The 20619-nt window shown below is 65.1% G+C and carries 17 protein-coding genes; 10 read left to right on the plus strand and 7 right to left on the minus strand.

Annotation, left to right across the window (positions count from 1 at the left end; translation table 11 throughout):
• Nucleotides 1–69: 69 nt before the first annotated feature.
• The gene (locus FNJ84_RS09860) at nucleotides 70–1260 is read right to left on the minus strand and encodes an MFS transporter (RefSeq protein ID WP_143792920.1); all 1191 of its coding nucleotides are present in this window, start codon (nucleotides 1258–1260) and stop codon (nucleotides 70–72) included.
• Nucleotides 1261–1264: 4 nt separating this feature from the next.
• The gene (eda, locus tag FNJ84_RS09865) at nucleotides 1265–1909 is read right to left on the minus strand and encodes a bifunctional 4-hydroxy-2-oxoglutarate aldolase/2-dehydro-3-deoxy-phosphogluconate aldolase (protein WP_143792921.1); all 645 of its coding nucleotides are present in this window, start codon (nucleotides 1907–1909) and stop codon (nucleotides 1265–1267) included.
• A gap of 247 nt (nucleotides 1910–2156) precedes the next feature.
• On the opposite strand from eda, the gene FNJ84_RS09870 reads away from it, so the two are divergent.
• From FNJ84_RS09870 to tsf, 3 genes are all read left to right on the plus strand, one after another.
• Nucleotides 2157–3713, plus strand: coding sequence for a trimethylamine methyltransferase family protein (locus FNJ84_RS09870; RefSeq protein ID WP_143792922.1), 1557 nt, complete (start codon nucleotides 2157–2159; stop codon nucleotides 3711–3713).
• 199 nt (nucleotides 3714–3912) lie between these two features.
• Nucleotides 3913–4710 (plus strand): 30S ribosomal protein S2, encoded by a 798-nt coding sequence (rpsB, locus tag FNJ84_RS09875; RefSeq protein WP_143792923.1) that lies wholly within the window; start codon nucleotides 3913–3915, stop codon nucleotides 4708–4710.
• Nucleotides 4711–4817: 107 nt separating this feature from the next.
• The gene (gene tsf, locus FNJ84_RS09880; RefSeq protein WP_143792924.1) at nucleotides 4818–5729 is read left to right on the plus strand and encodes a translation elongation factor Ts; all 912 of its coding nucleotides are present in this window, start codon (nucleotides 4818–4820) and stop codon (nucleotides 5727–5729) included.
• A 270-nt stretch (nucleotides 5730–5999) separates the two neighbouring features.
• On the opposite strand, the gene FNJ84_RS09885 is transcribed toward tsf, so the two are convergent.
• From FNJ84_RS09885 to FNJ84_RS09900, 4 genes are all read right to left on the minus strand, one after another.
• Nucleotides 6000–6791 carry a helix-turn-helix transcriptional regulator gene (locus tag FNJ84_RS09885; protein ID WP_143792925.1) on the minus strand — a complete coding sequence of 264 codons (792 nt, stop codon included), beginning with the start codon at nucleotides 6789–6791 and terminating at the stop codon, nucleotides 6000–6002.
• A gap of 146 nt (nucleotides 6792–6937) precedes the next feature.
• Nucleotides 6938–8065, minus strand: a complete 1128-nt coding sequence (gene opgC, locus FNJ84_RS09890) for an OpgC domain-containing protein (RefSeq protein ID WP_143792926.1) — start codon at nucleotides 8063–8065, stop codon at nucleotides 6938–6940.
• On the minus strand, nucleotides 8062–10146 hold the full coding sequence (mdoH, locus tag FNJ84_RS09895; protein WP_143792927.1) for a glucans biosynthesis glucosyltransferase MdoH: 2085 nt from the start codon (nucleotides 10144–10146) through the stop codon (nucleotides 8062–8064). The genes opgC and mdoH overlap by 4 nt, the downstream gene beginning before the upstream one ends.
• A 5-nt stretch (nucleotides 10147–10151) precedes the next feature.
• On the minus strand, nucleotides 10152–11726 hold the full coding sequence (locus FNJ84_RS09900) for a glucan biosynthesis protein (RefSeq protein ID WP_143792928.1): 1575 nt from the start codon (nucleotides 11724–11726) through the stop codon (nucleotides 10152–10154).
• 241 nt (nucleotides 11727–11967) lie between these two features.
• Here FNJ84_RS09900 and FNJ84_RS09905 point away from each other — a divergent pair, with 241 nt between their 5' ends.
• The 3 genes from FNJ84_RS09905 (at nucleotide 11968) to FNJ84_RS09915 (ending at nucleotide 15301) form a co-directional block, all read left to right on the plus strand.
• Nucleotides 11968–12558, plus strand: a complete 591-nt coding sequence (locus FNJ84_RS09905; RefSeq protein ID WP_143792929.1) for a d(CMP) kinase — start codon at nucleotides 11968–11970, stop codon at nucleotides 12556–12558.
• Nucleotides 12559–12685: 127 nt separating this feature from the next.
• Nucleotides 12686–13987, plus strand: a complete 1302-nt coding sequence (locus FNJ84_RS09910) for an NCS2 family permease (protein WP_185968479.1) — start codon at nucleotides 12686–12688, stop codon at nucleotides 13985–13987.
• A 156-nt stretch (nucleotides 13988–14143) separates the two neighbouring features.
• Nucleotides 14144–15301 carry an HPP family protein gene (locus FNJ84_RS09915; protein ID WP_143792930.1) on the plus strand — a complete coding sequence of 386 codons (1158 nt, stop codon included), beginning with the start codon at nucleotides 14144–14146 and terminating at the stop codon, nucleotides 15299–15301.
• A 13-nt stretch (nucleotides 15302–15314) separates the two neighbouring features.
• On the opposite strand, the gene bhcR is transcribed toward FNJ84_RS09915, so the two are convergent.
• Nucleotides 15315–16127 carry an HTH-type transcriptional regulator BhcR gene (gene bhcR / locus FNJ84_RS09920; protein ID WP_143792931.1) on the minus strand — a complete coding sequence of 271 codons (813 nt, stop codon included), beginning with the start codon at nucleotides 16125–16127 and terminating at the stop codon, nucleotides 15315–15317.
• 187 nt (nucleotides 16128–16314) lie between these two features.
• Here bhcR and bhcA point away from each other — a divergent pair, with 187 nt between their 5' ends.
• Genes bhcA through bhcD form a run of 4 tightly spaced genes read left to right on the plus strand, consistent with a single transcriptional unit; the run spans nucleotide 16315 to nucleotide 20604 of the window.
• Entirely contained in the window at nucleotides 16315–17505 is a 1191-nt protein-coding gene (gene bhcA / locus FNJ84_RS09925; protein WP_143792932.1) for an L-aspartate--glyoxylate aminotransferase BhcA, read from the plus strand.
• Nucleotides 17505–18467, plus strand: coding sequence for a beta-hydroxyaspartate dehydratase BhcB (gene bhcB / locus FNJ84_RS09930; RefSeq protein WP_143792933.1), 963 nt, complete (start codon nucleotides 17505–17507; stop codon nucleotides 18465–18467). Before bhcA ends, bhcB begins: the two co-directional genes overlap by 1 nt.
• 11 nt (nucleotides 18468–18478) lie before the next feature.
• Nucleotides 18479–19642 (plus strand): 3-hydroxy-D-aspartate aldolase BhcC, encoded by a 1164-nt coding sequence (gene bhcC, locus FNJ84_RS09935; protein ID WP_143792934.1) that lies wholly within the window; start codon nucleotides 18479–18481, stop codon nucleotides 19640–19642.
• Nucleotides 19642–20604: an iminosuccinate reductase BhcD gene (gene bhcD, locus FNJ84_RS09940; protein WP_143792935.1), complete on the plus strand. Its 963-nt coding sequence runs from the start codon at nucleotides 19642–19644 to the stop codon at nucleotides 20602–20604. Before bhcC ends, bhcD begins: the two co-directional genes overlap by 1 nt.
• The last annotated feature ends 15 nt before the right edge of the window (nucleotides 20605–20619 follow it).

Below are 20619 nucleotides of genomic sequence, written 5' to 3' on the forward strand. Positions count from 1 at the left end.
TCTTTCTTCTTCATGCAAATATCCTCGGGGGTGTGGGGGCAGACAGCCCCCGCAGACATCCCCTCGCGGTCACGCCCGCCGATTGCGCATTGCCAGCCAGATCAGCGAACAGGCGGCCAGCACCAAGAACGGCGCCATCGCCAGGTTCACCGCATTCCACCCGGCCTGCGCCGACCCGCCCAGACAGTTCATCAACCCGCCCGATGACAACGAGGCCAGAAACACCCCGCCAAAGACGAAAAAGTCGTTGAACCCCTGCACCCGGCCGCGCTCGGCGGGGCTATGGGCGCGGGTCAGCATGGCCGTGGCGCCGATATAACCAAAGTTCCAGCCCAGTCCCAAAAGGATCAGCGTGGCGAAGAAATGGCCAAGCTCGACGCCCGACAAAGCCACGCCACCCGCAACCGCAAGGATCGCAAGGCCGATGCCCACGATCCGTTCCGGCCCGAAACGATTGATCAGTGGGCCGGTAAAGAAGGATGGCGCATACATGGCCAGCACATGCGCGCTGACAATATCGGCGGCATTGGACGGGGTGAAACCGCAGCCGACCACGGCCAGCGGGGTCGAGGTCATCACCAGATTCATCAGCGCATAGGACACCATGGCGCAGATCATCGCCACGATGATCGTGGGCGTGCGCAGGATCTCGGACAGGGGCCGACCCTGCGGGGCGCCGGCATCGGGTGCCGTGGGACGCGGGATGTCCAGAAAGGCAAACAGGATCGGCCCCAGCAGGTTCAGCCCGATCACGGCGGCATAGGTCGCCAGGAAGGGCACTGCCGTGATGTCATTGGTCCAGCGCACCAGCGCCGGCCCGGTTATGGCGGCGATCAGGCCCCCGGCCATGACCCAGCTGATCGCCCGAGGGGCGAAATCGGGTGTCGCCGTATCGGTAGCGGCAAAGCGAAAGAACCCCTGCGCCGACATGTAAACCCCGGTCAGCAGCGCGCCGGACATGAACAGCCAGAACGAACCGACCCACAGCCCCGCCGCCTGGATCGTCGCGCCCAATGCGGCGGCAAGGACGGCCAGCAGAAAGCCCGCGCGCCGGCCATGTCGCTGCATGAAGCCCGACAAGGGCCGCGCCGCCAGTGCCGACCCCAGAATGATCATCGAGATCGGCAGCGTGGCAATGCAGGGGTTGGGGGCCAGCATCTGCCCGGCCAGCCCGCCGATGATGAAATTGACCGGCAACTGCGCGCCCAGAACGGCTTGCGCGGCGACAAGGACGGCGACATTCCGGCGGGCGCGATCCATCCGCTCAGCTTCGCGTCAGGCTGGCGGCATCACGCGACCTTGCCTCGATCGCGGCCCAGTTTCCTGCCTCGACATCGGCATCGGTGACGATCCAGCTGCCGCCGACGCAGACGACATTGGGCAGGCCCAGATAGGTCGGCGCATTGGCGGGCGAGACGCCGCCCGTGGGGCAGAAGCTGGCGCGGGGCAGGGGCCCGGCCAGCGATTTCAGCGCCGGTGCCCCGCCAATGGCTTCGGCGGGGAAGAACTTCAGCATGTCGTAACCGGCATCCATCGCCGCCATCACCTCGGACGCGGTGGCGCAGCCCGGCAGCAATGGCAGATCCAGATCGCTGCACGCCTGGATCAGCCGGTCGGTCAGGCCGGGCGAGACGGCGAAGGTCGCGCCGGCATCCTTGGCGCGCCTGGCATCATCGGGGGTCAGCACGGTGCCGGCACCGACATGGCCGCCCTTCACGCTGCTCATGGCGCGGATGGCGTCCAGCGCAGCAGAGGTGCGCAGCGTGATTTCCAGCACCGGGGTGCCGCCAGCGACCAGCGCACCGGCCAGATCAGCGGCCTTGGCCGCGTCCTTGATGACGATCACCGGGATGACCGGGGCGATCTCGCACAGGGCGCGGGATTTCTGCGATTGCTCTTGCGGGGTCATGGCAGCACCTTTCGCATGGGGTCCAGCGGCAAACTGCATCCGCTGTACCGGCGATGCAAGGGTGTGAAAGGTAATATGTGAACGCTAACATGGCGCTTGGCGGAATCGCAACAGGCGCGGTTGCGTGACCGGATGTGTCGGTCATTGCAGCGCCATGTCGTTTTGAGACCAGTTTCTGACGCAAATGCGCGGCTGCCCGATCGAGGCTGGACCTAACAGGATGCCAAGACCAGAAGGAGACCGGGCGATGAATGATGCAACGGAACAAAGCGCACGCGCCGGCAGCCGCCGGGGCGGAGGCGGGGCGGCCCGCCGGGCCGAGCGCACCGCAACGCGGACCGAATTTTCGCGCTTTATCACCCGCAACATCCCAAATCTGGAGATCCTGAACGACGAGGCCATCGAGATCATCGAGGCCAATGCCGACACGGTCTTGCAGGAAATCGGCGTCAATTTCGTCGACAACCCCGAGGCGCTGCGCCTGTGGAAGGAAGCCGGTGCCGATGTCGATGGCGAGCGGGTCCGCATCCCGCGCGGCCTTGCGCGGCAATTGTGCAAGACCGCACCCGGCCAGTTCACGCAGCACGCCCGCAACCCCGAGCGGAACGTGGAAATCGGCGGCAGGAACCTGGTTCTGGCCCCGGTCTATGGCCCGCCCTTCGTCCGCGATCAGGATGGCGGCAGGCGTTATGCCACCATCGCCGATTTCCGCAATTTCGTGAAGCTGGGCCAGATGTCGAAATGGGTCCATCACAGCGGCGGCACCGTCTGCGAGCCGACCGATGTGGCGGTGAACAAGCGCCACCTGGACATGCTGCACGCCCATATGACCCTTTCGGACAAGCCCTATATGGGCTCGGTCACGCTGCCCGAACGGGCGGCGGATTCGGTCGAGATGTCGCGGATCCTGTTCGGATCGGATTTCGTTGATCAGAACACGGTCATGACCAGCCTGATCAACATCAACAGCCCGCTGACCTTTGACGGGGTGATGATGGGCGCGCTAGAGGAATACGCCCGTGCCGGTCAGGCCTCGATCATCAGCCCCTTCATCGTTGGCGGTGCCATGGCGCCGGTCAGCGTGGCCGGCACGCTGACGCAGGTTCTGGCCGAGGTGATGGCGGGCGTGGCCTATAGCCAGTTGGTCCGCAAGGGCGCGCCGGTGATTTTTGGCGCCTTCGTGACCAGCATCGACATGAACAGCGGCGCACCCACCTTTGGCACGCCCGAGGCGGCGCAGATCACGCTTGGCGCGGGGCAATTGGCGCGGCGGATGGGGCTGCCCTATCGCAGCGCCGGGTCGTTCTGCGGGTCCAAGCTGCCCGATGCGCAGGCGGCATATGAAACCGCGAATACGCTGAATATCGGCCTGATGGCGGGCGTGAACTTCATGCTGCATGCCTGTGGCTGGCTGGAAGGCGGGCTGGTCAGCAGCTATGAGAAATACGTGATGGATGCCGATCAGCTGGGCATTCTGCACCGTCTGGCGGCGGGTGTGGACATGTCGGAAAACGGTCAGGCCATGGATGCGATCCGCGAGGTCGGTCCGGGCGGGCATTATCTGGGCAGCGCCCATACCCAGGCCAATTTCAAGGAAGCCTTCTGGCGCACCGGCGTGTTCGACTACAAACCGTTCGAGACCTGGGACGAAGAGGGTGCCCGCGATACGGCGATGCTGGCCAACGTCAAGGTCAAGAAGATGCTGGGCGAATATCAGGCTCCTGATCTGGACCCGGCCAAGGCCGAGGAACTGGCCGAATATGTGGCCCGCAAGAAGGCGGCGGAAGCCGACAGCTTCATGTGAAACCGGCTTGGGGTGGCGCATGTGCGTCCCCCATCCGATCAGCCCATAAAGGGCTTGCATCCGCGCTGCACCCGGACTATGTGCAGCGCACTTCACAGGCAGGGGCGGGCCCTTGCGGGAGAAATCCGCAAAAGGTCCACCGGTTGGGGCGCATGCCCTGAGAACCTCTGCCAAGGCGCAAACCGGAAAGGAACATGGAATGGCGCTTCCCGATTTCACCATGCGTCAGCTTTTGGAAGCTGGCGTTCACTACGGTCACCAGACTCAGCGGTGGAACCCCCGCATGGGTCAATATATCTATGGCGAGCGTAACGGCATTCACATTCTCGACCTGACGCAGACCGTTCCGATGCTGGACCAGGCCTTGCAGGTCGTTCGCGACACCGTCGCCAAGGGCGGCCGCGTGCTGTTCGTCGGCACCAAGCGTCAGGCCCAGAAGGCCGTCGCCGAAGCCGCCGAGAAATCGGCCCAGTTCTACATGAACCATCGCTGGCTGGGCGGCACGCTGACCAACTGGAAAACGGTCAGCCAGTCGATCAACCGCCTGAAGGCCATCGACGAAACGATGGAATCGGGCGCCGAAGGCCTGACCAAGAAAGAACGCCTTGGGATGGAACGCGAGCAGGCCAAATTGCAGGCCTCGCTTGGCGGGATCCGCGAAATGGGCGGTCTGCCGGACCTGCTGTTCGTCATCGACGTGAACAAGGAAGATCTGGCCATTCTGGAAGCCAAGAAACTGGGCATTCCGGTCGTTGCCGTGGTCGATACCAACTGCTCGCCCGATGGTGTGGACTACATCATCCCCGGCAATGACGACGCGGCCCGCGCCATCGCGCTGTATACCGATCTGGCCAGCCGCGCTGCTCTGGATGGCATGTCGGCCCAGATGGGCGCCGCAGGTGTCGACCTGGGTGCGCTGGCCGATGTGCCGGCCGAGGATCTGGACGAAGACGAAGCCGCCGTCGCCGCCGACGCGCAGGCTGACGCCGACGCCTGATCTTTCCGGGCAACCGGCAGGGCCGCGCCGGGCGTGGCCAGATTTACCGAAATGACATCAGGCGGGGATATGCCCCGCCTGACGCATTGATCCGAAGGAGATGAAGAATGGCTATCACCGCTGCGATGGTGAAAGAGCTGCGCGAATCGACCGGCGCAGGCATGATGGACGCCAAGAAGGCGCTGACCGAGACCGATGGCGACATGGAAGCCGCCGTTGACTGGCTGCGCACCAAGGGCCTGGCGAAAGCCGCGAAGAAAGCCGACCGCGTCGCCGCCGAAGGGCTGGTTGGCGTGCAGGTCTCGGGTGGCAAGGGTGTTGCCATCGAGATCAACTCGGAAACCGATTTCGTCGCCAAGAACGCCGATTTCCAGCAGCTCGTCCGCGATATCACGGAAGTTGCGCTGGAAACCGCTACCGATGTCGAAGTGCTGCGCGCCACGCATCTGAACGGCAAGCCCGTCTCGGAAGTGCTGACCGACGCCATCGCCCGCATCGGCGAGAACATGACCCTGCGCCGGATGCACGTTCTGGAAGGCGACACCGTCGTGTCCTATGTGCATAACGCCGCAACCGAGGGCATGGGCAAGATCGGCGTGCTGGTCGCGCTGAACGGCCCCGCCGACAAGGCCCAGGCCATCGGCAAGCAGTTCGCCATGCACATCGCCGCGACCAACCCGGTCTCGCTGTCGGAAGCCACCATGGACCCGGCCGCGCTGGAGCGTGAATTGCAGGTGCAGACTGCCAAGGCGCTGGAAGAAAACGCCAGCTCGGCCAAGCCGAAGCCCGAGGCCGTCATCCAGAACAACATCATTCCCGGCCGGATGAAGAAATTCGTGGCCGAGAACACGCTGCTGGGTCAGGCCTTCGTGATCAATCCCGACCTGACCGTCGAGCAGGCCGCGAAAGAGGCCGGCGTCGAGATCACCGGCTATGCCCGCGTGATGGTTGGCGACGGCATCGAGAAGAAGGAAGAGGATTTCGCAGCCGAGGTCGCCAAGACCCTGGGCGGCAACTGATCCCCTGATCCTTTCGGATGTTCTGGAAAGCGCCGGTCCCGAGGGCCGGCGTTTTTCATTCGGGCTGTCGTCATGTGACGCTGCGCGGGCCGGTCGGACCCGCCGCGATCGAAATCGCGTTCACGGCGGGTCTTTCCCCGGTTTCACCGGATCGCCCAGGCGGAAAAAATCGCGCCAGTCGGGCGGTTCCTGGCGCGTCTGAACACGCCACCACTCACGGAACAGGGGAATAGTGCAGGAACGGCGTCTGCTTGAAAACTGCGGCAAACCTTACCCGGTTGCGCTTTTTCCCATCGGCGTCACGAAGATCTGGTTGCGCTGATGCGCATGCAGAATCGCCTGTGCCGTCGTGCGCGCGCCAAGCGCCTCGCGCGCCAAGCGCAGGTGCTTTTCGACCGTCGTGGACTCTACCCCAAGAATTGCTGCGATTTCGGCGACCGTTTTGCCACAGGCCGCCCATTCGACAACCTCGCGCTGACGGGGGGTCAGGACGCTGCGCCCTGTCATCTGGGGCAGGGCGCCGATGCGAAGATGCATGATGTCGCACAGTCTGGTGATGTCTGTGCCCATCTGCCGCCACAGTGCATCGGCATGACGCTGATCGGTTCCCGGCCCGGTCGACAGGGCCACCGTGCCGGTCATCCGCGAGGACACGCCCAGCAGGCTGACGACATGGCCCGCCAATAGCCCATGCTGGGCCAGCAACTGCCCAAACCCCATGCCATCCGGCGTCAGATAGGGCGCGGCCTCGGCGGTCTGGATCCAGGAAAACGGCAAGGCACCGCGTTGGCCTCTGGCCCAATTGCCCCAGGGCGAGGCGTCCAGCAATGCCGGCCTGCCGCGCAGCCGGTCCAGCACCACCGCCGGAAAATTCGACCGGCATTCGGCGTCCGCGGTCGGCGCCTCTTGCGGGCTGGCAGCAATCGCGCGCGGCCGATAGCAAAGATGGGGATAGCCCAGCCTGCCCATGATAGTGACGAACTGGTCCCAGACCCCGTCGGCATTGCCTGGGATCAGCAGCAAGTCGATATCGAGTTCTATTCGGCCAGGTATCGCATCCATTTATGTATGATATGCACGAATGTGCGGGGCGGAAAAGTCGAATTTGAAGGAAATCGGTCGGGTATGACGAATTGACCCGGCCTGCATGGGCAAGCCGGGTCGATGATGGTCCGGGCGCGGTGGCAGATCGGGCCGGTTGGCGGTGCCTAGCTGGCGCGTTGCCGGCGTGTCAGGTGGATGATCCAGCTTTCGCGGTTCATCCACAGGGCTGCAGCTGCCCACAATGCCAGGATGACCACGACATCGACGAAGAAGCGCATTGCCGCTGCCTCGTTCGGGATCAGCATTTGTGCGGCATCGCCCAGAACCGAAAGCCAGACGCAGACCGCAAAGGACCACAGCCCGCCGCGCCCGATCAGCGCCAGCGCCCGGCCGCCGGTGGTGTCGGCCAGCCGTTCCAGCGGTTGTGACAGCACCGTTGCCGCCAGCCAGCTTGCCGCCATGATCGAGATGAAGCGCGCCTCATCCAGCGACCATTTGTCGATCGGGCCCAGCAGACCGCCCATGGCGTCGCGCAGGGGTTTTGCGGGGGCGCCGAACCGGGCCAGCATGTCATAGGCCAGGCCATAGGCCAGCACGATCACGCTGGCCACGGTGATCCAGCGGGCATAGGGCGCAAGGCGCTGGCTGATCTGCTGGCGGAACATCCCGATCGCCGCGCCGGCAAAGAACAGAACCTGCCAGCCGAAGGGGTTGAAAAGGAAGCCGCCTTCGCGACGCTGATTGGGCAGCATCGCGTTCAGCGGCTCGGCCACGGTCCACAGCAGGGCCGAGGCCAGCGCGAACAGCACCGGCCAGCGTGACAGCACCGGCATGGTCAGCGGCACGGTCGCGATCAGCACGACATACAGCGCCAGCACGTCCAGCAGGTTGGGCTGCATCCACATGACGCCAACGGCGGCGGCAAAGACGGCGGGCGCCTCGGTCACCATATTGGCATATTCGTTCCAGATGGCCGTGTGCCGCAGCCCCAGATGCAGCAGCAGCGCCGACAGCAGCGCCATGATGACCGCGCCCAGCACCATCGCCCGCCAGACCTGGAAGGACCGCCACAGAAACCGCTTCTGCGCCACCCGCACGCCATCGCGCCGCGCCACCTGCGTCCAGACCAGCCCGACCAGAAAGCCCGACAGCAGAACGAACAGCTCGGCCGCATCGAACAGCGCGAAATTCGTCAGCGTGGCCTTGCTGAGCACCGATACCGGCATATGATCCAGCATGATGCAGACCAGCGCATAGCCGCGCAGCATATCCAGCCAATTGATCCGGTTCATGGTGACAGCGCCGCCCATTGTTTCAACAGAACAGAAGAACCGATAAGGGCGTCAAGTTCCGATACTGACAAAAATGTCAGCGCTTCGTTGCGGTTTTGCGCCGCAGCGATCTTGGCGGCGGCCGAAATTTCGTGCAGGCGCTCGGCTGCGGGGCGTTGGGGATTGGGCTCGGGCAGCAGGGCCAGATGGCGCGACATCAGCGCCCCGTCGCTGCCAAGGCGGCTCAGCGCATCGGCCGTCTCGGGCTTGATCCGCGCGGTCTGGAAATTCGCGGCCGAGATCAGCGGCGGGGTCGACAGTTCCTCGGGCGTGGCCAGCAGGCCGCGCATCCGGGCAATGCGGCCAAAGACCGGGCTGGCCGACCAGCGGCTGATGGCAGGCGACAGGATCAGCCCGGCCAGGATCGGCGACAGCCAGATCAATTGCCCCGGCGACATGAAGGCCAGCACCACCAATGTGGTCAGGCCCAGGACCATATGCATCCAGTGATGGGCCAGCACCACATGCCAGGGCGGCATGGTCCCGGCGCGGACCTGCGCCTCCCATCCGCTGTCGCGGCCGCGCAGGATGTCAAAGATCTGCCGGGTCTGGATCAGCATCTGCACCGGCGCGATCAGGGCCGACAGCAGGATCTCGAACAGGGCCGAGATGATCAGCCGCAGCGGCCCGCCCGATTCGGCGGCAAGCGGGCGCAGGCAGGCGCGGGCGATGGCGATGAATTTCGGCAGCAGCAGGAAACCCATGGCGCAGGCGAACAGCCACAGCATCCGCTGGGGATCAAAGACCGGCCAGTTGGGGAACAGCTGATAGGAATTGGGGAAATATTCCGGCCGCGACAGCAGCACATTGGCCGACAGGGCCAGCCCGACCAGGATCATGCCCAGCCATATGGGCGACATCAGAAAGCCCATGATGCCAATGGTGAAATGCGCCCGGCTGACCAGCGACAGCCCCCGCGCCCAGATCACCTTCAGATGTTGCAGATTACCCTGCGCCCACCGCCTTTCGCGCACGGCATTGTCGACCAGCGAAGGGGGCGAGCCCTCATAGCTTTGCCGCAGGTCGTGATCCAGCCGCACCTTCCACCCGGCGCGGCGCATCAGCGCGGCCTCGACAAAGTCATGGCTGAGGATATGGCCGCCAAAGGGCGGGCGGCCGGGCAGTTCGGGCAGGCCGCAGGATTCGGCAAAGGCCTGAACCCGGATCAGCGCGTTATGGCCCCAGAAATTGCCGTCATCGCCCGACCATGCGGCGACGCCGCGGGCGATGGCGGGGCCATAGATGCGGCCGGCGAACTGGGTCAGCCGGGCAAAGATCGTCTGGCCGCCCAGCAGCATGGGCATGGTCTGGATCAGCCCCAGCTTCGGGTCGGCGGTCATGCGGGCGGACATGATGGCGATGGTCTCGGCGCCGACCAGACTGTCGGCGTCCAGCACCAGCATCTGATCATAGCGCCCGCCCCAGTTGCGCAGGAACTGGGCCACGTTTCCCGCCTTGCGCCCGGTATTGTCGGTCCGGCGGCGATACCAGACCGGGACCGGCGACAGGTCGCGCAGGCGGCTGATGGCCATGGTCTCGGCCAGATGCGATTCGGGACGGCGGCTGTCTGACAGCACGAAAATCTCGCTGCGATCGCCCAGACCCACGCGATACAGGTCGCGCGCCAGCGCCACCAGCCGGCCGGCGGTTTCAGCCGGGTCTTCGTGATAGACCGGCATGACCACGGCGATGCGCGCGGTATTGGCGCCCGAGGGCGTGGTCAGCGGCCGCGCAAAGATCCCCGACAGCATCGAGGTGAAGGAAAAGCCGACCCAGGTGAAGGTGATGGTGAACAGCGTCAGCAGGCAGGCTTGCAGGAATGTCGTGTGATCGCCAAAGACCAGCCGCATCTGCAACCCGCCGACCACGCCGATCAGCGCTCCACCGCCAAAGGCCACGATCCGCGCCGCGCCGACCTGCCAGCCGCCCATACGGCGCGGCCCCGGCCCGCCCTGTGGCAGGCGACGCAGATCCTGCACCGGCATGGGCAGAGGCGCCAGCGGCGGCACGGCGGCGCTATCGGGTGCCAGGCGCGCGGTCATCGCGGTCAGTCCTGCGTCCAGCGCATGATCCAGGTCTCGGACAGCGCGCCATCGGGGCCGTTCAGCCGGGCAGAGATGTCGGCCAACTGATCACCATCGGGCAGAAATTCAAAGGCCAGCCGCAGCCGGTTTTGATAGGGCAGGCGCAACCAGTGCACATTGCGGACCTCGCCGGTGGTGGCGCGAACCTCGGGCTGGGGATCGCCGGTAGTGAACAGGTCCAGCGAGTAGTCGACCACATAGGTGCGCGCATTGGGGTCGTTGATCGACTTGCCCGACCGCGTGGCCATCACCCGCGCCAAGGGCGCATTGTCAGGCGGCAGATCGGAAAACACCAGGTCATAGGCGAAATCGTGGCGCTGACCGGGTTGCAGCGGCTCGGTCGGGCGCCAGAAGCTGACGATATTGTCGTTGAACTCGTTCTCGACCGGGATTTCCACCAGCGTGACGGCACCCTGGCCCCAGACCCCGTTCGGTTCGATCCAGGCCGAGGGGCGCAGGTCATAGCGTGCCTCGGAATCCTGATATTCGGCAAAGTTGCGCGCCCGCTGCACCAGGCCAAAGCCGCCGGGATCACGGTCCTGAAAGGCCGAGATCTGCAAGCGGTCATGGGCCGACAGCACCCGCCAGATCCGCTGATCGGCGCCGGTCAACATCTGCAATCCGTCGCTGTCATGGACGGCGGGGCGATAGTCGTCGATCTGGGCCCGGTCGGCCGGGCCGAACCAATACATCGAGGTCAGCGGCGCGATGCCGATCTCGGTGATCTCGGCGCGGGGGAACATGGCCGTGCGGGTGCGGAACACCGTCTCGGCGCCCGGCTCGATGATAAATTCGAACGCGGCCGAGATGGAACGGCTGTCCAGATGGGCATAGACGGTGATGGCCCGGTCATTCGGTTCGGGGCGCACGATCCAGAAGCTGCGGAAGATCGGAAACTCTTCGCCCTTCTGGCTGCCGGTGCCGATGGCCAGCCCGCGCGCCGACAAACCGTATTGCGTGCCACGCGCGACGGCGCGGAAATAGCTGGCGCCCTGAAAGACGGCGACCTCGTCCATCACATCGGGCCGGTTCAGCGGCGTGCGCACGCGAAAGCCCGACCAGCCCATATCGCCGATCGTCTCGTAATCGACACCGTCGGGGAACAGGTTCGGTTCGAACTCGAACATGCGGGCATCGAAGGGCAGGGGGCGGGCCAGCCCGTCCTCGACCAGATGCAGCGCGACGGGTTCGTGAAAGATCAGCCCCGGCGGCAGCAGGTCCAGCGCAAATTCGGGATGACCGACCCAGGGGTCGCGGTCGCGGCGGAAGCGGATGCCGCGATACTGGTCATAGTTCAGATCCGCGAAGCTGCCCGTCAGGGTCGAGGCCGGGGCCTCGTAGGGCTGGCCGGCGGCGTCCTGGGCAAGCTGCACGAGATGGTCGAAACCAAAGGGCGCGGGGGCGGCCGGCGCCGGCGCATCGGTCTGCGCATTGGCGGGTGCATCCGCGGACTGCCCGTCCTGGGCGGATGCGGGACGGGCCAGCGCGACCATGCTGGAAATGGCGGTCGCTGAGGTCAGGAAATCTCGGCGGTTCATGCGTTTCGCGCCCCGAATACAGGTAATCTGCGACGCTAAATCACTGGCCGCCCCTTCATGCAAGAGTTGTGCTGCGAAATCTGCGCGGCTTTGCGCCGATGCAACGGTTCGGGCATGGCGACCATCCCCCCGCCAGGGCGCTGGACCTTCGCCGCGCCAGCAGGCAAAAGGGGGCTTTCGCGCCCCCACCCCCGATCAACCCGCGCGATCAAACGCGCCGATCAAACCCGACAGGACTGCCATGCCCTTTACCATCGCCATCGACGGACCTGCCGCTTCGGGCAAGGGCACCATTGCACGGGCCCTGGCCGCCCGCTTTGGCTTTCACCATCTGGATACCGGGCTGCTGTATCGCGCCACCGGGGCAAAGGGCGGCGATCCGATTGCCGCCGCACGCAGCCTGACGCCCGAGGACATGGCCCGCGACGACCTGCGCAGCGCCGAGGCCGGGCAGGCCGCCAGCAAGGTCGCCGCCATCCCCGAGGTGCGCGCGGCACTGGTCGCGTTTCAGCGCGATTTCGCCCGGCGTGAACCGGGCGCGGTGCTGGACGGGCGCGATATCGGCACGGTTATCTGCCCTGATGCCCAGCTGAAGCTGTTCGTCACCGCCTCGGATCAGGTGCGGGCGGCCCGCCGGGCGGCGGAACTGGGCGCCGATCCCGCCGAAATGCTGGCCCAGCTGCGGGAACGCGATGCCCGCGACAGCCAGCGCGAGGCCGCGCCGCTGAAACCGGCCGCAGACGCGATCTTGCTTGATACCAGCGATCTGGCTATTGATAAGGCAGTCGCGGTGGCGGTCGACTTGGTCCTGTCCGCCCGAAAATCGACCTAATCACCCCTTCGGTTTCAATGCAGCATTGAAAGACTTCCGGTGCGCGCCGCGTTGTTCAGCCCGGCATGCCACCCGTATCCTGATCTCAGGACATCGGCCATTTCAGGGCCGGGAGGGAGAGAGAAACGTGGAAAGATTCTTCAAGCTGGCCGATCATGGCACCAGCGTCAGGACCGAGGTGATCGCCGGGGTGACGACGTTCCTGACCATGGCCTATATCATCTTCGTCAACCCTGACATCCTGTCGACCACGGGAATGGACCGGGATGCGGTGTTCGTGGCGACCTGCCTGGCGGCGGCGCTTGGGTCCGCGATCATGGGGCTTTGGGCGAACTGGCCGATCGGCATGGCGCCCGGCATGGGGCTGAACGCCTTTTTCGCCTTTACCGTGGTTGGCGCCATGGGGTTCAGCTGGCAACAGGCGCTTGGCGCGGTGTTCATCTCGGGCCTGATCTTCCTGTTCCTGTCGGTCACGGGCATCCGGCGCTGGCTGATCGCGGGCATCCCGGCCTCGATGCGCAGTGCCATTGCAGCCGGTATCGGGCTGTTCCTTGCGATTATTGCCATGAAATCCTCGGGTCTGATCGTGGCCAGCCCGGCGACCTTCGTGACGCTTGGCGATCTGACCGCGACCGGCACATTGCTGACCATCGCCGGGTTCTTCATCATCGCCTCGCTTGACGCGTTGAAGGTCAAGGGTGCAATCCTGATCGGCATCCTGATCATCACCTTCGCCTCGATCCTGCTGGGCGTGACCGAGTTCGGCGGCATCATGTCGGCCCCGCCCTCGATCGCGCCGACCTTCCTGCAACTGGACGTCATGGGCGCGCTGAGCTTTGGCATCTTCCATGTCGTGCTGGTCATGGTCCTGGTCGAGGTGTTCGACGCCACCGGCACGCTGATCGGCGTGGCCAAGCGCGCGGGCCTGCTGACCGAGGGGCCGGCGCATCAGAACAAGGGCCTCAGCCGCGCGCTGATGGCGGATTCGACGGCGATCCTTGCGGGTTCGGTGCTGGGCACCTCATCCACCACGGCCTATGTCGAAAGCGCCTCGGGCGTGGCGGCGGGCGGGCGCACCGGGCTGACGGCGCTGATCGTTGCGGGGCTGTTTCTGCTGGCGATGTTCTTTGCGCCGCTTGCCGGGTCTGTTCCGGTCTATGCCACGGCGCCGGCGCTGCTGTATGTTGCAGGGCTGATGATGCGCGAACTGACCGAGATCGACTTCAAGGACGTGACCGAAAGCGCGCCGGCCGTGCTGACCGCGATCACCATGCCCTTCACCTATTCCATCGCCAACGGTCTGGCCTTCGGTTTCGTCAGCTATGCGTTGCTGAAGCTGCTGACCGGCCGTGCCCGCGAGGTGCATCCGGCGACCTGGCTGGTGGCCGGGCTGTTCGTGCTGAAATTCGCCTTCTTCCCCGAAGGCTGAGGCGCAATCCGCGCGTCATCCCGCGATGATGGCCCGTCGGTTTGCAAGCCGGCGGGCCATTGCGTCTTTGGCTGTCGGGCGGCGGCTCTTGCCAGCCCGGCTGCCTGCGTCGTAAGCGGCAAACAGCGAAACTGACGATGCAAAGGGCGCGCGCCCATGATCCTGCCTGCCAAACGGGCGCTGCGGGCCTTCGGCCCTGCCATTCCTCCGGTGAACCCGGCCGAGGCCATCCGCGCCGGGCTGGGCGCCCTGATCGGCTTGGCCGTGGCCGGGCTGACGCTGCTGTCACCTGCGGTCGATCTGCAACTGGGGCTGTATCTGATCGCACCCTTCGGGGCGACGGCCGTGCTGGTCTTTGCGGTGCCCAGCAGCCCCCTGGCGCAACCCTGGTCTGCGGTTGTCGGCAACACGGTTTCGGCCGTGGTGGCCGTCGCGATCTGCGCGCTGGTCGACGAGCCGGGGCTGCGGGTGGCGCTTGCGGTCGGGCTGGCGATCACGGTGATGATCCTCTTGCGCGCGCTGCACCCGCCGGGGGGGGCGGTGGCGATGACGGCGGCGCTTGCCCCCGATGCGATCGAGCGGTTGGGCTTCTGGTTCGCGCTGTCGCCGGTGGCTGTGGGCACGCTGCTGCTGGTGGCGGTGTCGGTGGTCTATGCCCGGCTGACCGGGCGGCGCTATCCGCAGCGCCAGTTCGACGAGCCGAACACCCATGGCACCAGCGACGCGCCTCCGCCGGAACGACTTGGCCTCAGCGAGGCAGAACTGACCGGCATTCTGACCCAGTATCGCCAGTCGCTGAACCTTGGGGTCGAGGATCTGGCCCGATTGATCGCCGCCGCCGAGATCCAGGCCGCAAGCCACCGCACCGGGCCGCTGGTCGCCGCCGACATCATGTCGCGCGATCTGGTCACCGTTGGTCCCGAGGCGGGGCTGGGGCAGGTGGCCGACCAGTTCCGGCAACACGGCTTTACCTCGCTGCCCGTGGTCGAGGGCAATGACCGCTTCCTTGGGGTGATCTTTCAGTTGCACCTGATCCGCCGCGCCCATCGCGACGCCTTTGGCCTGCAACGCGGCTTTGGAACCGCGCTGGACCGGTTGCTGCGCCGCGATACCCCGGTTCAGGCACGCGACATCATGGCGACCAATGGCCCCCATGCCACCCCGGAAACGCCGGTTGCGGCGCTGCTGCCGATGATGGCCGAGGGCAGCACCGATGCCGTCCCTGTGCTGGATGGCGCGCGGATCGTCGGTATCGTCACCCGCACAGACCTGATTTCGGCACTGGCGCGTCAAAGCCTGAATCAGCCGGAATAAGCGCCCCTTGCCGTCAGGCCGGCGGCTCGCCGCCCAATGCCTGCGTCAGATCGGCGGCTGCCGCCATGACGGCCGCGCCGAGGGTCTTGATATGCTCGGCGCCGACGCGATGGGCGGGGCCGCTGACGCTGATGCCGGCCACGGCCTCGCCCGTCAGGTCAAAGACCGGCGCCGCCACGCAGCGCATCCCACGGCTGCGTTCCTCGTCATCCACCGAAAAGCCGCGATGGCGGATGCGGTTCAGATCCTCGCGCAGGGCATCGGGCGTCACCAGCGTCCTGTCGGTAAAGCCCTGCAAGGCTGGCCCGTCCAGCAGGGCGCGCAGGGCCGCAGGCCGGCCAAAGGCCAGCAGCGCCTTGCCGATGCCGCTGGCATGCAGAGGCGATCGAGTGCCGGGCGGAAAATAGGCGCGGATGGTTTCCTGCGTCTCGACCTGGCTGACGAACAGCACGGCATCGCCGTTCAGGATGCCCAGATTGGCCGTCTCGCCGGTATCTTCCATCAGCGCGCGCAGAATCGGTCGGGCGCGCTCCACGATGCCCGATCGCCGCATGAAGGCCGAGCCAAGCCGGAAGGTCGCCGGCCCGATATGCCAGGCCTGCGTGGCCATGTCGCTTTCGGCCATGCCGCGCCCGGCCAGCGTCGTCAGCAGCCGATGCACGGTCGAGGGCGACTGGTCCATCGCCTCGGCGATCTCGGACAGGGTCAGGCCGTTGGACCTGGCCAGCAGATCCAGCATGTCCAGCGCGCGATCCAGCGCCTGAACGGTTGCGGGGGCCTGTGCCGCGCCCTTGGGGCGGCCGCGTTTTCGTGTTGCTTGGGACATCATCTTCCGTTCCGGCGAAACAGCCTCAAAATTATGGGGAAAATGGGGGGCGGCAAGTGGAAAACGGTAACATGTTGTAATATATTGGATAATGGATCATTTTCCGGCTGTCGAAAAGCTTTTTCAGAAAAATTGCAACCCTGTGCTGCGTCGTCCTATCCTGTTTTCAACGCGAAGGAGGATCGCCATGAGCACGCAGAATCCCGTTTTCATTCCCGGCCCGACCAATATCCCCGAGGTGCTGCGCAAGGCCGTGGACATGCCCACGATCGACCACCGCAGCCCGATCTTTGGCCGCATCCTGCACCCCGCGCTGGACGGCGTGAAAAAGGTGCTGAAGACCACCCAAGGGTCGGTCTTTGTGTTCCCCTCGACCGGCACGGGTGGCTGGGAAACCGCCATCACCAATACCCTGACAGCGGGCGACAAGGTTCTGGCCACTCGCAACGGCATGTTCAGCCATCGCTGGATCGACATGTGCCAGCGGCACGGGTTGGACATGACGGTTGTGACGCAGGAATGGGGCGAGGGCGTCCCGGCGGACAAGTTCGAAGAAATCCTGACCGCCGACAAGGGCCACGAGATCAAGGCCGTGCTGGCCACCCATAACGAGACCGCCACCGGCGTCCGCAGCGACATCGCCGCCGTACGCCGCGCGCTGGATGCGGCCGGCCACCCGGCGCTGCTGCTGGTCGACGGGGTCAGCTCGATTGGCTGCTATGATTTCCGCATGGATGAATGGGGCGTCGATATCGCCGTCACCGGCAGCCAGAAGGGATTCATGCTGCCGCCCGGTCTGGCCATTATCGGCTTCTCGCCCAAGGCGCTGGCTGCGGTCGAGACCGCGCGCCTTCCGCGCACCTTCTTTGACATTCGCGACATGGCCAAGGGCTATGCCGCCAATGGTTTCCCCTATACCCCGCCGGTCGGGCTGCTGAACGGGCTGAACATGGCCTGCGACATGCTGCTGGACGAGGGGTTGGAGAATGTCTTTGCCCGCCACCACCGCATCGCCGAGGGCGTGCGTCAGGCCGTCGCCGCCTGGGGGATGCAGCTTTGCGCCAAGCGGCCGGAACTCTACTCGGACAGCGTTAGCGCCATCCGCACGCCCGAGGGTTTTGACGCCAACAAGATCGTCAGCCACGCGCTGAATGCCTATGGCGTGGCCTTCGGCACGGGTCTGGGCGATGTCGCGGGCAAGGTTTTCCGCATCGGCCATCTGGGCAGCCTGACTGACGTTATGGCGCTGTCGGGCATTGCCACGGCGGAAATGGTCATGGCCGATCTGGGCCTGCCGGTGAAACTGGGCAGCGGCGTCGCAGCCGCGCAGGAACATTACCGCCAAAGCGCCGCCACCGCCCAGAAGGCCGCTGCCTGATGAAGGACGCACCCATGTCTATCCCAAGCTATGACGACATGCTGGCCGCGCACGAGCGCATCAAGCCGCATATCCGCCTGACGCCGGTTCGCGCTTCGGATTACCTGAACGATCTCAGCGGCGCGCAGCTGTTCTTCAAATGCGAGAATTTTCAGGAGCCGGGGGCCTTCAAGGTCCGCGGCGCCAGCAACGCGGTCTTTGGTCTGGACGTGGCGCAGGCCGCGAAAGGCGTGGCCACGCATTCCTCGGGTAACCATGCATCCTGCCTGTCCTATGCGGCGATGCTGCGGGGCATCCCCTGCAACGTCGTCATGCCGCGCACCGCGCCGCAGGCCAAGAAGGACACCGTGCGCCGCTATGGCGGCGTGATCACCGAATGCGAGCCCTCGACCACCTCGCGCGAGGAAACTTTTGCCAAGGTGCAGGCCGCGACGGGGGGCGATTTCGTCCATCCCTATAACGACCCGCGCGTGATTGCGGGGCAGGGCACCTGCGCCAAGGAACTGGTCGAGCAGGTGGACGGTCTGGATATGGTCGTGGCGCCGATTGGCGGCGGCGGGATGATCTCGGGCACCTGCCTGACGCTGTCGACCCTTGCGCCCGAGGTGCAGGTGATCGCGGCGGAACCGGAAACGGCGGACGACGCCTATCGCAGCTTCAAGGCCGGCCACATCATCGCCGATGACGCGCCGAAATCCATCGCCGATGGCCTTCTGGTGCCGCTGAAGGACCTGACCTGGCATTTCGTGTCGAACAACGTGACCGAGATATTCACCGCATCCGAAACCGAGATCGTCGATGCGATGAAGCTGATCTGGAAGCACCTGCGCGTGGTGGCCGAGCCGTCAAGCTCGGTCCCCTTGGCCTGCATCCTGAAGAACCCCCAGTTTTTCGCCGGCAAGCGCGTCGGCATCATCATCACCGGCGGCAATGTCGATCTCGACAAGCTGCCCTGGATCTGAGGAGAGAACCGATGAACGCACCCGTCAATTTCGAAGGGCTGGAAGTCGGCTATGACGTGCCGGCCCTGCCGGGCATGGACGAGAAGGATATCCAGACGCCCTGTCTGATCCTCGATCTGGATGCGCTGGAGCGTAACATCAAGAAAATGGGCGATTACGCGGCCTCGCACGGCATGCGCCATCGCAGCCATGGCAAGATGCACAAATCGGTCGACGTGCAGAAGCTTCAGGAACGTCTGGGTGGTGCCGTGGGCGTCTGCTGCCAGAAGGTCAGCGAGGCCGAGGTCTTTGCCCGTGGCGGCATCAAGGACATTCTGGTCAGCAACCAGGTTCGCGACGCGGCCAAGATCGACCGTCTGGCGCGGTTGCCGAAATATGGTGCGAACATCATCGTCTGCGTCGATGATCTGGCGAATGTGGCCGACCTGTCGGCTGCTGCGCAAAAGCACGGCTCTGATCTGGGCGTTTTCGTCGAAATCGACTGCGGCGCGGGGCGTTGCGGGGTCACGACCGCGCAGGCGGTGGTCGATATCGCGCAGGCGGTCGAGGCCGCGCCGAACCTGAAATTCGTCGGCATTCAGGCCTATCAGGGCGCGATGCAGCACATGGACAACTATGCCGATCGCCAGGCCAAGCTGGATCTGGCGATTGCCCAGGTGAAAGAGGCCGTTGCGGCGCTGAAGGCCGTGGGGATCACCCCGGAACTGGTCTCGGGTGGCGGCACCGGCAGCTATTATTTCGAAAGCGGCTCGGGCGTTTATAACGAGCTTCAGTGCGGTTCCTATGCCTTCATGGATGCCGATTATGGCCGCATCCTGGACCAGAATGGCCAGCGCATCGACCGGGGCGAATGGGAAAACTCGCTGTTCATCCTGACCAGCGTGATGAGCCATGCCAAGGCCGACAAGGCGATCTGCGATGCCGGTCTGAAGGCGCAATCTGTCGATAGCGGGCTGCCGGTGATCCATGGCCGCGATGATGTGAAATACATCAAATGCAGCGATGAACATGGCGTGATCGAGGATCCGAACGGCGCGCTGAAAGTGAATGACAAGCTGCGGCTGGTGCCGGGCCATTGTGACCCGACCTGCAATGTTCATGACTGGTATGTCGGCGTGAGGAACGGCAAGGTCGAAACCCTGTGGCCGGTCAGCGCGCGCGGGAAGGCCTATTGATGTGGGTCGTCCCTGAAAGTGAAATCGCCGGGCTGATGACGCCCGAGGCAGCGTTTCAGGCGGTCGAGGCGGTCTTTGCCTCGATGGCCAGGGATCAGGCCTATAATTTTCCGGTCATCCGCGAGGCCATCGGGCATGAGGAGGCGCTGTATGGCTTCAAGGGCGGGTTTGATCGGGGCGGGCTGAATCTGGGGCTGAAGGCCGGCGGCTATTGGCCGCATAACCAGAAGCATGGGCTGATCAACCATCAGTCGACGGTGTTTCTGTTCGACGCCGATACCGGGCGGGTCGCCGCGGCCGTGGGGGGGAACCTGCTGACGGCGCTGCGCACGGCGGCGGCCAGCGCGATCTCGATCAAGTATCTGGCTCCCGAGGGGGCGCAGGTGCTGGGCATGGTCGGCGCCGGCCATCAAGCGCAGTTCCAGCTGCGTGCGGCGGCGGCCAGCGGCCGTTTCACCCGTGTTCTGGGCTGGAACCCGCATCCCGAGATGCTGGAACGGCTGGCCGGGACGGCGGCTGAACTGGGCCTGCCTTTCGAGGCGGTCGAGCTGGACCGGCTTGGCGCGGAAGCTGATGTGATCATCTCGATCACCTCGGCCTTTTCGCCGCTGCTGCTGGATGGCCATGTCAAGGGCCCGACCCATATCGCGGCCATGGGCACCGACACGAAGGGCAAGCAGGAACTTGACCCGGCGCTGGTTGCCCGCGCCCGCCTGTTCACTGACGAGATTGCCCAATCCGTCAGCATTGGCGAATTTCAGCATGCCTTTGGCGCAAAAAGCATTTCCGACAGCGACATCACCGCGATAGGCCGGGTCATCACCGGCGATCACGAAGGGCGCGGGAATGCAGAGATCACGATTTTCGACGGCACAGGCGTCGGGTTGCAGGACCTTGCGGTCGCTGCCGCTGCGGTTGATCTGGCGCGCCGCGAAGGAAAGGCCCAAAAGGTCGAAATCTGATAGAATCCCCGTGAC

The sequence above is a fragment of the Paracoccus sp. M683 genome (assembly GCF_007096355.1).
GTDB lineage: Bacteria > Pseudomonadota > Alphaproteobacteria > Rhodobacterales > Rhodobacteraceae > Paracoccus.